This window comes from Paenibacillus polymyxa (genome assembly GCF_018614975.1).
GTDB classification, from domain to species: domain Bacteria; phylum Bacillota; class Bacilli; order Paenibacillales; family Paenibacillaceae; genus Paenibacillus; species Paenibacillus polymyxa_E.
On record NZ_JAGGNR010000027.1, the window covers coordinates 15,795 to 30,928 of the forward strand.

The 15,134-nt window shown below is 47.3% G+C and carries 11 protein-coding genes; 2 read left to right on the top strand and 9 right to left on the bottom strand.

Annotated features, from left to right (window positions below; translation table 11 throughout):
* Nucleotides 1–133: 133 nt before the first annotated feature.
* Complete coding sequence (locus J7E78_RS20700; protein WP_047840502.1) at nt 134–367, bottom strand: hypothetical protein; 234 nt, start codon at nt 365–367, stop codon at nt 134–136.
* Nucleotides 368–777: 410 nt separating this feature from the next.
* On the opposite strand from J7E78_RS20700, the gene J7E78_RS20705 reads away from it, so the two are divergent.
* The gene (locus tag J7E78_RS20705; RefSeq protein WP_215078006.1) at nt 778–1,590 is read left to right on the top strand and encodes a hypothetical protein; all 813 of its coding nucleotides are present in this window, start codon (nt 778–780) and stop codon (nt 1,588–1,590) included.
* A gap of 26 nt (nt 1,591–1,616) precedes the next feature.
* On the opposite strand, the gene J7E78_RS20710 is transcribed toward J7E78_RS20705, so the two are convergent.
* Nucleotides 1,617–2,522 (bottom strand): AraC family transcriptional regulator, encoded by a 906-nt coding sequence (locus J7E78_RS20710; RefSeq protein ID WP_215078007.1) that lies wholly within the window; start codon nt 2,520–2,522, stop codon nt 1,617–1,619.
* 286 nt (nt 2,523–2,808) lie between these two features.
* Nucleotides 2,809–5,967 (bottom strand): copper amine oxidase N-terminal domain-containing protein, encoded by a 3,159-nt coding sequence (locus J7E78_RS20715; protein ID WP_215078008.1) that lies wholly within the window; start codon nt 5,965–5,967, stop codon nt 2,809–2,811.
* A gap of 316 nt (nt 5,968–6,283) precedes the next feature.
* Here J7E78_RS20715 and J7E78_RS20720 point away from each other — a divergent pair, with 316 nt between their 5' ends.
* The gene (locus J7E78_RS20720; protein ID WP_215078009.1) at nt 6,284–7,252 is read left to right on the top strand and encodes a hypothetical protein; all 969 of its coding nucleotides are present in this window, start codon (nt 6,284–6,286) and stop codon (nt 7,250–7,252) included.
* Nucleotides 7,253–7,400: 148 nt separating this feature from the next.
* On the opposite strand, the gene J7E78_RS20725 is transcribed toward J7E78_RS20720, so the two are convergent.
* The 6 genes from J7E78_RS20725 to J7E78_RS20750 form a co-directional block, all read right to left on the bottom strand.
* Entirely contained in the window at nt 7,401–7,988 is a 588-nt protein-coding gene (locus J7E78_RS20725; RefSeq protein WP_215078010.1) for a GNAT family N-acetyltransferase, read from the bottom strand.
* A 14-nt stretch (nt 7,989–8,002) separates the two neighbouring features.
* Nucleotides 8,003–9,295: a threonine ammonia-lyase IlvA gene (gene ilvA / locus J7E78_RS20730; RefSeq protein WP_215078011.1), complete on the bottom strand. Its 1,293-nt coding sequence runs from the start codon at nt 9,293–9,295 to the stop codon at nt 8,003–8,005.
* 299 nt (nt 9,296–9,594) lie between these two features.
* A complete protein-coding gene (locus J7E78_RS20735) occupies nt 9,595–10,485 on the bottom strand; it encodes an alpha/beta fold hydrolase (protein WP_215078012.1) in 891 nt (296 codons plus the stop codon).
* 368 nt (nt 10,486–10,853) lie between these two features.
* Nucleotides 10,854–13,145 (bottom strand): beta-glucosidase family protein, encoded by a 2,292-nt coding sequence (locus tag J7E78_RS20740; RefSeq protein WP_215078013.1) that lies wholly within the window; start codon nt 13,143–13,145, stop codon nt 10,854–10,856.
* A gap of 341 nt (nt 13,146–13,486) precedes the next feature.
* Nucleotides 13,487–14,092 (bottom strand): alpha/beta hydrolase, encoded by a 606-nt coding sequence (locus J7E78_RS20745; RefSeq protein WP_036668429.1) that lies wholly within the window; start codon nt 14,090–14,092, stop codon nt 13,487–13,489.
* A 14-nt stretch (nt 14,093–14,106) separates the two neighbouring features.
* Nucleotides 14,107–15,057, bottom strand: a complete 951-nt coding sequence (locus J7E78_RS20750) for a ring-cleaving dioxygenase (RefSeq protein WP_251035167.1) — start codon at nt 15,055–15,057, stop codon at nt 14,107–14,109.
* Nucleotides 15,058–15,134: the final 77 nt, after the last annotated feature.

Here is a 15,134-nt window from a genome sequence, read left to right on the forward strand (position 1 = left end):
AAGAACCCTGTCTACGTCGAATGCTAGTCTGCATTTTATCGGATGATAAGCGCAAAAAAAATGAGCCACGCTGATGACAGCTGGCCCGGATATCTTTTATCTTTTGGAATTCCAACCAAGGGTTGCAGGATCGCTATTCGTAGCTTCTGCGGAACATCTCGTGGGTCTCCACCCGTCCATTCCACTCATGCTCATGACCCGAATCACTATTGTCCCAGAAACTTCTTCCCTTCAAATTGCCATCTGTCAGTTCTTCTGCATACTCCGTATCCTCCAGGTTCTCTTCAAAGGATACAACTTCGTCCACGACTCCACGGGAGTTGCTGTTCAGTAGCAGCTTCCGCGTCAATTCTGTTTGTTTATCCATAACAAGCACTCTCCAATCTTGGATTTCTGTTGGAAATGCTACTATTGTGATGGAATCGACTGCTATTTATGCATCCTTCACACAATCGTTAGATCTGTGAGGCGTAAGGGTATTTTTTCACATGTACGGGGGAAAATAAACGAACAATCATAGGCAGCATGCCTCGGAATCCTTCTACCGAAAGGAATGAATTCATGGAACATCTACTCGAATGGATTCAACATCACGGTAAACTGGTGCTGTTATGCACCTGTGTTATACTGGCCTGTGTATGGATATGGGTCCACCATGAGCAGCTTTTTTATAAGGAATGACTTTGCGAAACGAGAGCCCTTCCCGTATACTAAAATACCGTCAGGGTCTTCAGACAATTGGAAGATCAGAACGTGTGTAGACAGGGGGAGCAATCATTGGGGATTTCCTATAAGAAGCTTAAAGAAATACAGAATCGGCAAATCACCGAGATGAGTCGAATGACACCTGAACATGTGAAACTGTATGACGAGATCAGTACAATTGCGCGTCATGCGCCAGCCGACGAGAGAACACAGGAAGAGTGGATACTCTCCGCAGGAAAAGCGATCGTACAGGCTCAGCGAGATAACAAATCCGCTCGCGAGTTATACGGACCTGATCTGGAACAAGACATCCTTGCACAGCTTGGGATTACAAATACAGCACCGGAGAAAACGGCTGTCGTTGAGGTGGGTAAATCCAGTCCAACTCGTGGTAATAGTCCAGCAGCTTCATCGAAAAAGAAAGCCAACGCTTTAGAACCACAGCCAACTGAGAATCCAGAGCCTGTGAAACGGACACCAAAGTGGTATGTCATGATCGCTTGGGCGGCTTTGTCTTTTGTCATGTTGATTCAAGGAGGTGTGGGATTGTTCGTGGGTTGGACTGGCGGAGATACGGAACCGTTCCAACACATCAGTCTGTTCTCTCTGATCGTTGCGGCAGTTGGCGGGATTGCATTGGTGGAAATGCTTCGCCGCCTTGCTGAGCGACCGGACGATGAAGGAACAGACAAGAACACCGTACCTAAGGTTAACCTTAAGGGAATCATCATCTACATCGTCATCGTAGTCCTTGTGCTGTTTGTAGGGTATCCACTTCGTGATAATCTTCCGGTATTTGCACTGGCTCCGTGGGTGAGTGCGGTGATCGGCATTTTCGGGCTTGCAACGTTAAGGCCTTTATTTGGACAAAAGAAAACAGCATAACACGTTATATAATCGATTAAGGGACTTCACGAACTCGTGAGGTCTTTTTCCATTTGGAGCTGGTTCCGATGTTTGATTCCTTTGCCCGGTGTCTCTCCAAACTCCCGCTTGAACATCCGGATAAAATAGTTCACTTCCATGCCTACGGTCTCTGCCGCCTCTCGTACACTTGCTCGTGGATGCTTGTCCATCCAGTCCGAAGCCTTCTGCAAACGTAATCGCTGCATATATTGATGTCCTGTCACGCCATAATGCTGGTGAAATAGTCGGTTGAGATGCTGCACCGAATATCCCACTGCGTCAGCGATGTGCTTCAATAACAGATCGTCCTGGTAGTGAGTATGCATCAATGCTACTGCTCGGACGAGTGCATCCTTGCTCGGATCGGTCTCCCGATTAGAACGTGTTACAGTGCCGTCCTGTGCCCTAGATGATCCAATACCTCCGATGCCGACATCAGATGGTATTTTCGATTGTGCTAGATCCAAAATGAGCTGGTAGATGAGGGCTGATGTGTTCCACATCTCCGTTGCTCCTTGATCCAGCGCATGCCAGAGATTGGTCATGCGTGACCAGATGATTTCAAAACCTGAGATATGGTACGCCTCGTTCTGAAGCAAACCCGTGGATTGTAGTACTGATCCAGCCGATGCACCGCCAATACCGATATAACCCAGTTCTCCTTTGGATTTGGAATGAGGCACATACTCATGCGCAATCTCAGGTTCCACGATGAATAACTGCCCTGCTCCCATCGTCCATGTCCCTTTTCCCGGTATCTTGAACTGCCCTTCTCCATGGCGTGACAAAAACAACTGATACACCGGAAATCCATCCGGTCTATGCAGAACTTTCTCTTCCTGCGTGCCCACACAATACAGGTACAACGGCAACCGGGAATCCGGCAGGCCCGTCAAACGAAACGCAAGCATTCCATCATTCCTTTCGGCTCATAGGCTTCTACATAAGGTGAACTAAAGATATTTACACTGGCCACTCCGTTTCATGTAAATGTTAGTTCAATCTATATAGCCAACTTCCCTTTATTATCCAATAATTGGTTCAAATGCAACATTGGTCTAAGGAACCTTTTTGACGACAAGATTTTCAAAAAGCGAGTTTGAAATTCACGCCAGACGATTGTCGTTCATACATAATGAAAACACCCTTTCCGGATGGAAAGGGTGTTCGAGTTTGTTTCAGTGTAAATTTTTATATTCACCCCTGTGGAGGTGTTTGCCCCTCACTTGAGGCTGGTGGATTGGTAGTAGACGTCTGCTCCTGTGTAGGCGTAGGCTGAGCTTTTTCAAGCTTGAATGTATCCGATGGGCCTGAAGGTGTATGTTTATTCGTTGTTGTATTTGCAGCAACTGAAAGAATATACACCTTGTACTCGCCTCCTTCCACCAGATTGGCTCCAGTTGAATCTATAGCTGATTTCGTTAAAGTAACTTCAACCGCTGCAGGATTTCCAATTGGGTAGCTAGTGTTAGAGCTTGCTGTAGTAATATCCAAATTATCTTTTCCTTTAACAATAAAGAGTCGGTATTCAGAAATTCCAGTTTCAGGAGATGGTTTAGTAAAGGTAAGCTTATAACTTGCCTCGTCTACAGTACTTGTATTTTGAAGGCCTGTTATAGTGGCAGTTTGAACCGCAGTTGCTTGTGCAAAGATATTAAACTCATTGGAAGCTGGTGATAGATTGGATGCGCGAGATGTACTATTGGACAGCGACATAACAAACACTTTGTATTTCTGTCCAACGGAAAGCGCACGGTCGTTAATATCACGGTATCCACTGTTCAATACGATTGAAGTACCTGCACTACTTGTCTCCAGATCAGTATAGAAATTAATGCCAAGTGCTGTACTTGTAGTGAAACCACTTACCTGATTTGTGGGCACGATGAAAATACGATATTTAGCAATTCCCGTTTCATTCGATGCTTTGGCAAAATTGATAGTTACATCGGAAGGGTTACCTGCCTGTTGTCCCTGATCTTTGACGGTCACATTCACATTACTCACTGCTGCCACGGCAGTAGCTGAAGTTAGAGTAATGGCACCGGAAGGCGATGACAATGCATTCGTCAGAGAAGCATTGTTATTCACAGCCATTACATATACTTGGTATGCCACATCATTAAGAATCGGTTCGTTATTCACTGTTCTCGAAGTACTTGTAAAATTAACAGTCTGATTAGCTCCCGTTTTGCTGACGGTTCTGTAATACGCGCTGTTCACTGCATTCGCTGTGTTCAGATTAAACGTGCTACCCGCCTTCACTACAAACAATCGATATTCTCTTACATTTGTCTCATCTGCGGATTTATTAAACGTCACACGCAGATCACTACCATTTCCAGTATCCCCAATATCAGATGGTACTACATTGCTCGGAGCCGTAACAGCCGCGTTTTGTGTCAGCGTAATTTGGGAAGAGTAACCAGACAAAGCATTCTGACTGGAGTTTCCGTTGTTGTTCACCGACAGCACGAATACCCGATAAGCAACGTTATTGGTAATGGTGTAACCATTGGTATCTACCGCATAGTTTGGAAGCGTCACGGACAGGTTACCACCCGTTTTGTTCACCTGTGTATAGTTGTTCGACGCATTAGCGGCGCTCAGCGTGAAGCTACCTACGTTAGCGGAACGAACTACATATACTCGGTAGGCAGAGATTTTAGATTCATCCGCGGCTTTGTTGAACGAAACCCTCAGATCGCGCCCATCACCGTAGTCACCAATATCCGCAACAGCCAGGTTACTAATAACTCCCGCGTTACCGTTCGTTGTCAGTCTCAGCACAGTGGAGGAAGCTGACAGTGCATTGGTGTATCCATTTTGCTGATTGCCCACCGCCATCACAAAGATGCGATAATCTTGCAGATTCGTTACATTATAACCACTTGTGTCCTTCATGGATGAAGGCAAAGTCGTTGTAATATTGTTACCTGTTTTATTCACCGTATAGTACAGACTGGAGGACAGGTTACTCGCGTTTGTCAGATTGAAGCTGCTGGCAACCGAGTTGCGCACCACAAAGACGCGATAATTCGCCACCTTGGATTCATCCGATGAACGGTTGAAGCTCACCTGAATGTCACGACCATCTCCATAATCCGAGTTGTCTCTCACTTGCGTAATTACTGGAGACGTTGCTGTGTTCACGGACAGCGTAAGTGAAGATGATGCTGCGGACAGCTTGCTGTCTGTTATTGTATTAGTGCTTACCGACAAGATATACACTACATATGCTGTACCGCTTTTGATCAATTCGCCGGACGTATCCCGTGTCGAAGAAGTTAGCTGGCTTTTCACTGCGGTACTGTTTCCTTTGTATATGATCGTGGAGTTTGCACTGGATACTTTGTTCGCTGCAGCCAGATTAAACGCAGAAGAGTCCTTCGCTTTAACAACAAAAGCACGATAATATGTAATGTTCGATGTCGTGCTCGGCTGCGTGAAGTTAATCTCCAGATCGCGGCCATCGCCATAGTCACTAATATCTGCGGCACGCAGACTTGTAACCGCCTGTACTGTGGATTTCACATTATTGAGCTTCAAGGCTTGGGAAGACCAATTCAATGCATTTTTATAATTATTGCTGCTGTTTCCAACAGTCAGTACATACAGACGATACGTTTCATTACTATTGAGCAGATCCCCGTTCACGTCACGTGTCTGTGCGTTAAGTGTCAGTTTCGGGTTGCTGCCATTTGGTGTAACAGATGTATAGTTCGCAGAAGGTACGGCAGTTGCTGAGGACTCCGTAAAGCTATTCACATCGCGAGTCTTCACCAGCATAATCCGGTAAGCAGATACCGCCTTCTCTGAAGTTGGACGTGTGAAGCTCACGGTCAGGTCACGACCATCTCCATTACTTCCAGATACCGCCCCGTAGATGTTCCATGCAGCATATTGTGTCTCATCCACTGGAGGTGTGGCCGTTGTCTTGATATCTACACGTTGATTACGTGAGTTCCAGAATACTTTTTCTCCAAAAGCTTCACTGACAAAACGAATCGGAACCATCGTGTTGCCCTTAATCGTGTTCGCAGGTACATCCAGCGATATCGCTTCCCCGTTGATGTATGCCGTTTTGGAACCAAGTTTCAAAGTAACTTCCTGATCGTCGCGAGTTGCAACAATCGTTTTGGTTCTGTTCGTGTACTGTACCTTCGCGTCCAATCCTTCAAAAATCGACCGAAGCGGAACCAGTACGCGTCCACCTTTCATCACAGGTGCCTGAGCAGATGATAACTCTGCATCATTAATATATATGCTGATCCTCGCAGCTGCATCCATAACCGACGTTGGAAGTGCGGACATCAGCATGGCCGATACAGCCAGCGCTGACATGACCTTCTTCACTTGTTTTCCTCCCGCTTTCCTCATATCCCATATCCCCATTCTCACCTGTAGTTAACATCGAAATAGATTCGCTGTTCTTTTCATTAATTCCTGTATTTACCTATGCACATTTAAGACGTTCCGATCAGCTTAAAAGTTTCCAGTTGTACAAAAAATATTTTCTCAGAAATCTCCCTCTATCTTCCACCCTCCAAAAGTTAAAAATAACAGAAGAATTTGTCATCATTCCGCAACCACATCCTGCCCCAATTGCGTTAATGTATAGTGACTAGTGAACAACGCCTATCATTTTCTTAACTACGGGAGGTTCATATCTATGACATCATCGTTCCACTCTGTCACACGTAAAGGCATGCGCACCTTCATTACAGCCACCGCCATCCTCATGCTGCTCCAAACGGCTATCGCTCCATTATCCGGAGTCGCTGCTGCCGCATCTTCCAGTACAGAACCCAAAGTCACGACTGCCAGTTCAACAACGATATATAAAACATTTCAGTCCATGCTCTACAAAAAGAACGGCTTGCCTGCCGCGGATACTTATCTCGAATCTCATATCAAAAAAGTAACAAAGCATCACGCCACCCTGATGGTGCTTCAATTGGAGAATGCTCGCCTGAAGGCGCTAAGCGCCATGACAGACCGCCTGCTCGTTCCTAATGTTCAGGACAAGATGATCAAGGCTTACAAGTTGAATGATAGCTTCACCCAACTCATGTCTCGCAACAACGACACCAGTCTGCGTGCACTGCTCCAGCAGGCACGGGATAGCGGTTATCGCCTGGTTATGCTGGAAGGTTCCCTCTATCCGATCATGAATTATATGGCTTTTCAAAAATATATCTCGTACGTGAAACCAGACATCAAACAATACATTAATATTATGGCAGTCGAAACCAGCAACCTTGCCGCCGATGATGGTGCACTGGTCATTGGCTATCAGGATATACTCAATCGCGCTTTGAATCAGGAACGATTCCTGAACGAATATCCGAAGTCCAATCGGGTAAAACAAGTGAACAACCTGATGAATAACTATACCTTGTATACGTTTTATGGCCTGAACAACACACCTCTTTTTGACTATGAAACGAACAAAATGACAGCCAATGCCCAGAAAGGTTACAAAGCTGTCTTACAACGTAACTCATCCGAAGACAGTGCCTTCCTGACCAAACTCGAAAAGTTCATGGACATCGTAACCGAAGCCAAATTCGAGAAAACGCCCGCTGTCGAGAAGTGGCTTGAGCAGAATGTGCCGGTCAGCGACTATGCGAATTATTAAGTTAATCTGTTCCCAGAGTTAATAAGGGCCAGCATTCAGGCTACATTCCAACAGTTAACCACGACAAAAACCGCTACAGGATTCACCCCTGTCGCGGTTTCTTCTTGCTTCAATCGTAAAAACTGACTTAACCCGTCAGCTCCTTGCTCTATTGAAGTGGCTTGACCATATGATTGTACTCATGTCCTGCGATGACAATCACATCGTCTTTGACATATCCCTGCCGTTCATACAGCATTAGCGCACGGCCGTTGTCTCGTTCTACAATCAGGGATACCTGCGAGTGATCCAGATCTCTGCCCTGCTGCTCAAAAGCAGCCATCAATGCCCGGCCGATGCCCTGCCCCTGATAAGCTTCACTTACCGAGAGAGTATCCAGATAATACTCACCCGGACGGGTCTCTTTGACCAATGCATACTTCTCTTCCCGGCTTCGTCCAGGTCGATCCAGAATCGGCTGGTCCAGACGATCTGCTTCTCCGCCATCATAGGCTACCAGAATCCCCGCAATCAGCCCATCCTGCTCCATTACCGTCACATGACGATAGCTAATCCGGTTGTTTTCCTGCACATAAAACTCCTGCAAAATCTGCATCGCCTTCTCATGATCCGCCTCACCCGCTAGCGAGTAAGCAATGTCCCCGATCGCCTGATACAGTAACGGAATGACCTGATCTGCATCTTCTATGCGCGCAGGTCTGATCAGAGGAGATGTTTCTTGGTGATCTGACTGCATACTGGAATGTTTCATCAGATTAACATGTTGAACAGATTTAAATTTTTGTTCAGCTCGGTATAGGCGATACCTTTGCGGTTCATGCGTTCAATGAGCGGTTGGTAATCTTCCTTGTACATCAGTTCGATCCCCACCAAGGCAGGGCCATTTTCCTTATCATGCTTTTTCGTATATTCAAATCGGGTAATATCATCATTCTTCCCTAGAACTTCCTCCAGGAATTCACGTAAAGCTCCTGCACGCTGCGGGAAATTAACCATGAAATAATACTTCAGACCTTCATAGATGAGGGAACGTTCCTTGATCTCCTGCATCCGGTCGATATCGTTGTTCCCGCCGCTAATAACGCAGACCACCGTCTTGCCCACAATTTGTTCACGGTACTGCTCCAGCGCCGCAACAGCCAAGGAACCGGCAGGCTCAACCACGATTGCATTTTCATTATATAACTCCAGAATAGTGGTGCAGGCTTTGCCTTCTGGCACTTTCACAATGTCATCAAGTATACTATTGCAGATCTCAAAGGTGAGATCACCAACACGTTTCACCGCTGCGCCATCCACGAATTTATCTATATCATGCAACGTCACAACCTGTTTGCGGAACATCGCCTCACTCATGGAAGCTGCCCCAAGTGGCTCAACTCCAATGATGCGTGTCTCTGGACTCACGGTCTTCATGTAGGTTCCCACGCCGGCTGCCAGCCCTCCGCCACCAATCGTCACGAATACATAGTCGGCATTCTCATCGAGACTTTCCATGATCTCCATCGCTACCGTACCATTACCTGCAATAATCTTCGGTTGATCAAAAGGATGGATGAACGTCATGCCCTGTTCATCACATGCACGCATGGCCTCTGCATAAGCATCATCATACGTATCTCCGATCAGCACCACTTCAACGTTGCTGCCGCCAAAACGTCTCACTTGCTTCACCTTCTGGTTCGGCGTGGTACTCGGCATGAAGATTTTGCCGTTAATTCCGAGCGCATTACAGCTAAAAGCAACACCCTGAGCATGGTTGCCCGCACTTGCACAGACAATCCCCTTCTCCATCTCGACTGGTGTCAGACTGCGAATCATATTATAGGCGCCCCGTATTTTGAAGGAACGCACCACTTGAAGGTCTTCCCTTTTCAGATACACATTACAGTTATATTTGGCCGACAATACAGCGTCCCGCTGCAACGGCGTTCTTACAATGACCTCACGCAGCACATGATGTGCGCGCACGATATCTTCCATGCCAACACTGGCACGACCGGGACTTGTGGTTCCCGTTGGTTCTTGTTCAACTGGTTTCATGTTGTCTCCACACTCCGCTTTTATGGTCTATATAAGTTAATAAGTTGAACTAAAGTTTATTTACACTGACACTACGATGACAGAATAACCCTCCAATCGCTGTTATCCCCAGATTTTTCGATTCCCTTTTCTAAAGGGGAAAATCCGGTGATAGCGTATGCTTCCGATGCAGCTTTCTTTCAGAAAGCTTTTAGGCGCACGCTTCGCTTTTTCAGGTTCTTTCTGTCCTCTCCGTTATCGTGTAAATCATTAATTCAACTTATCTAGCAATGTCGCGCACTGCTTTTCTTTGTATTGTATCACTTTTGATCTATTCTTGCGCCTGAGCTCACATCATTTATCATTCGTAAAATCTCATCAATAATGACCTGAGGGTCTGTATACATAACCATATGTCCCGATTGATCAGCCCCAATCCATCTTGCATTGGATAGCTTGCTCACCGTCTGGCGATGCGCCGTGATGAGGGCAGGTCTGATTTTCCCCTCTCCCTTACCCGGTTTCGTACCCGAGATCACGCTAACTTCCAGATCTCCCAGAGCTGGGGGATGCTCCAACAACGCTGCCATGTCATTCAGAAATGTTTTACCTTCCGCAAGCATCGTGCTGGCTGCCTGTGCAGTGAAATCCTCCTTGAGGTGATCCGCCGCCACATCGTCAGGCTGAACACGTCCAGCTTTGCTGCCGAGCAACCGGTATAAGCCTGTACGCACCATGATTGGAATAATGAAACCATTGATGGCAAAGCTCTTTCTAGTAAGCTTGGAAAAATACAATTCACAATGCTCGTCTGATGGATCTACCAGGATAATGCCACGTAATCGAGATAGATGTGCAGCTGCCGCAGCCCGTACAATCGGACCGCCCCAGCTATGTCCAACCAGAATGAATGGGCCCGGGCCCAGAGCTGTCAGCAGTTCCCCAAGGTCCCCTGCAATGCGTTCAAGGCTGCGTGAAGCCGAGTCCACATCGCTTCGTCCCGCCCCTGCCCTGTCATACACAACTGCCCGTACATGCTCAGCAATGGCGGGTGCAACCAGTCCCCAGTTCGATCTGGAGGCGCCCATGCCGGATTCAAATACAACCGTAAGTTCCCCTGTTCCTCTGGACATATAATGTAGTTTGCGACCATCGCGGGTCTGAACAAACGCACTTGAACCAAATGTATGTGAGCTAGGGTTAGGATTCATATTCCCCTCCTGATTACGTGCATAGACATCTTTCACCGAATCTAATTGAAAATGATTATCAATTACTTCATTATAGAATAATCCATCCTTTACGACAACCATGTTGCTTCATCAAATTACAGCCGTCCTGTCGTTTCTATCGCTTTATGTCACGTTGCAAGGATCATCACCCATCCCACCGTTCTTTCTCCCTCTTTTCCCTTATGCAAAAAGAAAACCCGATCCATAATTAGATCGGGTAACTGTACCAGCCACTATACGGCTGGTCCTCATATATACATTTTGTTGCTTCGTGCGCAGTTCCTGCACGGATTGCACAATCGCTTAATCCAAGGAAGAACAAATACTCGGTTTAAGGCTGTAGCGCCTTATCCCCGAATACCATGATCCTTCTTGTTCAGCTGCTCCAGAAGTTCATTCATCGCTTCTTCCGTCATGGCCCCACCGCTAAACGCAACCAGTGCACGCAGCGGCATATATTTCATCATTGCATCCATCATATCCGCATGATCACCGGCATCTTCACCACCGAACCCGCTGGCTTCCTGGAACTGTTGCAGAGCCTGTTCCAATAGCTTCTTATGGGCTGGATCACGCTGGATATCACCCAATGTGCTATTACGCGTATAAGTTGGAAGGATTGTCGCTGTAGACTCGACATTCACACGTGTATGCACATGAATGTCCCGGGAAGAGCTGCCCACCTGAAGCTCGAACTCCCCTGTCTCCACATGCCAGTCCTTCATATCTACATTGTAATAGGCGAATGAACGCTTATTCAGTGTAAAACTCACTACTTTTGACTCTCCAGGTTCAAGAGCAACTTTGGCAAAAGCTTTCAGTTCTTTGACGGGACGAATAACTGTGCTCTCTACGTCGCTGACGTACAGCTGTACAATCTCCTTGCCCGCTCTGTCTCCGGTATTGGTGACCCGGAAATGTACATTCACTTCATCCTGATCGGTCAGTTCCGTGCGGTCTACCTTCAAGTCAGCATATTCAAATGTTGTATAACTCAGTCCATAGCCAAACGGGAACAGGGGCTCCAGCTCTTTTTTGTCATAGTAGCGATATCCGACAAAAATGCCTTCCCGATAATCGACACGATCGCCCTCGCCCGGGAAATTCAGATAGGATGGATTATGGCTGAGCTTGGCAGGGAACGTCTCCGCCAGCTTACCGGACGGATTCACCTCTCCATACAACAGATCAGCTATCGCTCCACCAACGGCCTGTCCACCAAGGTAAGCTTCAAGCACGGCTTGTACTTGAGGCAGCCAAGGCATCTCCACTGGAGATCCGTTGCTCAGCACAACGACCACTCGGGATTGAACCTTCGCAATCTCTTCAATCAGTCGAATATGATTGTCAGGCAGACGCAGATGGGCACGATCATACCCTTCGGATTCATAACGATCCGGCAATCCAACAAACACTACGGCGGTATCTGCTGATTGCGCTGCCTGAACAGCCTCATGCATTAACGTTTCATCCACATCATCGGCTTCAATCCGATAACCTGGGGCATAGGAGAATGTTACACCTTCGCCAGCCACCTGTGTCATCTCTTCCACAATATCATCCACTTTGGTCGGATTAATGTGGGAACTGCCGCCACCCTGGAAGCGGGGTTTCCGCGCAAATGCCCCGATTAACGCCACTTCGCCTTCACGCCCCAGCGGCAGGAGACCTTCCTCATTTTTCAGCAAAACCATACTCTCGGCTGCCACCTTGCGCGCAAGTTGATGGTGCTCTTCCTTATTATATGTAGCCCCTTCTTGCTTTTGATCAACGGCATTGAAGATCAGCGTAAGCAGACGCTCCACCGCCCGATCCAGCTTGTCCAGCGGCAGTTGTCCACTCTCCACGGCGTCAATCACTTTACGCTCACCAATTCCACCGCTTGTTGGCATCTCCAGTTCCAGTCCTGCTGCAAGGGCGTCTGCACGTTCATTGACCGCGCCCCAGTCTGATACCACAAGACCTTCGTGTCCCCATTCGTCCTTCAGGATGTCGGTAAGCAACCATTCATTCTCACCAGCATACGTACCGTTCACCTTATTGTAAGAACACATCACCGTCCACGGCTGTCCATCCTTCACCGCACCTTCAAAGCTCGCCAGATAGATCTCACGAAGCGTCCGTTCATCTACTACCGCATCAATCGACATGCGCCGTTCTTCCTGATTATTGACTGCAAAGTGCTTGAGAGATGTACCCACACCCTGACTCTGCACACCCTGAATATGACCGGTAGCCATCTGCGTGGATAACAACGGATCTTCGGAAAAGTATTCAAAATTACGTCCGCCCAGTGGGGAACGTTTAATATTCACACCCGGACCAAGCAATACCGCTACATCCTCGGCCTGACATTCCTCACCCAGGGCCACCCCAACCTGACGCGCCAGCTCTTTGTCCCATGAACTAGCCAGTCCTGCCGCAGACGGGAAACAGGTTGCAGGAACACTCGACGTCAGACCCAGATGATCTGCACTTCCATCCTGCTTGCGTAGTCCATGAGGTCCGTCTGTCACCATGATGGAAGGAATGCCAAGACGCTCCACCCCTTTCAGATGCCAAAAGTCCAGTCCCGAGCACATACCCGCTTTTTCTTCCAGTGTCATCCGCTGTACCAGTTCCTTAATGTTACGTTCCACATTAACCCCTCCAGTTCATGATGTTAGTACAATTTACACTTCACTCCGATGACAGAACACTTCGTTCTTCAAGTTTTTTTCTGTCTTCTCCGTTATCATGTAAATCTTTAGTTGGATTTAAGTAATATAACAAGAATACATCGTCAACTGTTGCATATTCAAATGTTTACCCCACTCGTCACGCTTACATAACAGCGGCTCTTTATTTGCTTCACAACCCAACAATAAAAAATATAAAAAAACAGCCCGATTTCAATTTCCATCAGGGCTGTTTTTAAATGCTTTAGCTTCATAATACTTTGGATTAATCATACCGCTCATTCAATAAGGAAACAACCAACTTACGCCTGTGTCTTAAACCAAGCTGCCGCAGCCTCTGCCTCGGTACGAGTCAACTGATGACCCTGACGCTCCCAATGCGTGTTTACATCGGCACCTGCACCGCTCAGCAGCGAAGCAAGTTCCTCCGTTTCACGTCTTGGTACAATCGGATCGTTCTCGCCTGCACCAATGAACACAGGCAGACCTTTCAGATCTGGCAATTCCAGTCCGCGCAGCGGTACCATTGGATGATGCAGAATTGCACCTTTGAATACATCTGCTTGATGGAAGATCAAACTTGCCGCAATGTTGGCACCGTTAGAGTAACCCAGTGCGTACACGTTAGACCGATCAAAACCGTATTCCACCGCAGCTGCATCTACAAAAGATCCGAGCTCTGCCGTACGAGCAATCAGATCTTCTTCGTCAAAAATGCCTTCGGCTAGACGGCGGAAGAAACGGGGCATCCCGTTCTCCGATACATTACCCCGCACCCCAAGTATGCCGGCTCCTGGTGCGATCATCTCCGCCAGACCGATCAGATCGTTCTCGGTTCCCCCTGTGCCATGAAGCAACAGGATTGTTGGCGCATCCGGCTGAGCACCTGCTTTATAGATATGTTTCATTGTATTGGTTGTGGTCATGATTTGGACTCCCCTTTCCATTCACGTACTTCAATTCGTGGCAACAATTGTTCAATCTGTTCGCGCTGTGGTTCATACCATTCAGGCAACATCAGCTTCTCACCCATGCTCTCTGCTGGTTCATCCCGTGCAAATCCCGGAGGATCCGTAGCCAGTTCGAACAGTATACCTCCCGGCTCCCGGAAATACACAGCGTTGAAGTATTGACGGTCAATGACTGGCGTTGGATGATACCCGGATTGTTCAAGATCCTGCTGAATTTGTTCATGCTCCACGTAATCTTTCGCACGCCATGCAATATGGTGAACCGTTCCGGCTCCGCCAATCCCGCGTTGGATGCCTGTAGACTGAATATCGATGATCTGACCAATATCGCCGCTTGCCTGAAGACGAAGGAGTCCGTTCTCTTCACCGACCTGCTCCAGACCCAGTTTGCTCACCAAGACGTCCATGGTTTTTTCAGGAACGTGGCTAAACAATACGGCTCCGCCAAATCCTTTGATGGCATGCTCCGGGGTCACACCGTTGAAACTCCAGTTGCTTGGCTGACCGCCTTCACGCTCAACCAGTTCAAGCAGCAGACCCCCTTTGTCGAAGAAACGAATGTACTGCTCACCAAATCTGGTTTTATTTTCATATGGAATGTCGAAGGAAGCAAGACGTTCTTTCCAGAAAGACAGGCTTCCTACAGGTACCGCATATACGGTAACTCCAGTCTGACCTGAACCAATAACACCTCTTCTTGAATTCTGCTGTGGGAAAAAGGTGATAATTGTGCCCGGTGCACCCTGCTCATTCCCATAATACAAGTGATACACGTCTGGTGCATCAAAGTTAATTGTTTTTTTCACCAGTCTAAGCGCCAACACGCCTGCGTAAAAATCAACGTTTTTCTGCGCATCGTCAACAAAAGCTGTGATATGATGAATCCCTGAAGTTCTGAACATAATCTCCACTCCCTTTTCTGTCCTCTTCTACGTGTAAGTTATAAGTTCGACTTATTTAGCTTGTTTTATTGTTTTAA

Excerpts from the sequence above, each read along its gene's own strand:
- J7E78_RS20700 (WP_047840502.1), bottom strand. The coding sequence starts at position 367 with ATGGATAAACAAACAGAATTGACGCGGAAGCTGCTACTGAACAGCAAC.
- J7E78_RS20710 (WP_215078007.1), bottom strand. The coding sequence starts at position 2,522 with ATGCTTGCGTTTCGTTTGACGGGCCTGCCGGATTCCCGGTTGCCGTTG.
- J7E78_RS20720 (WP_215078009.1), top strand. The coding sequence starts at position 6,284 with ATGACATCATCGTTCCACTCTGTCACACGTAAAGGCATGCGCACCTTC.
- J7E78_RS20725 (WP_215078010.1), bottom strand. The coding sequence starts at position 7,988 with ATGCAGTCAGATCACCAAGAAACATCTCCTCTGATCAGACCTGCGCGC.
- ilvA (WP_215078011.1), bottom strand. The coding sequence starts at position 9,295 with ATGAAACCAGTTGAACAAGAACCAACGGGAACCACAAGTCCCGGTCGT.
- J7E78_RS20735 (WP_215078012.1), bottom strand. The coding sequence starts at position 10,485 with ATGAATCCTAACCCTAGCTCACATACATTTGGTTCAAGTGCGTTTGTT.
- J7E78_RS20745 (WP_036668429.1), bottom strand. The coding sequence starts at position 14,092 with ATGAAACATATCTATAAAGCAGGTGCTCAGCCGGATGCGCCAACAATC.
- J7E78_RS20750 (WP_251035167.1), bottom strand. The coding sequence starts at position 15,057 with ATGTTCAGAACTTCAGGGATTCATCATATCACAGCTTTTGTTGACGAT.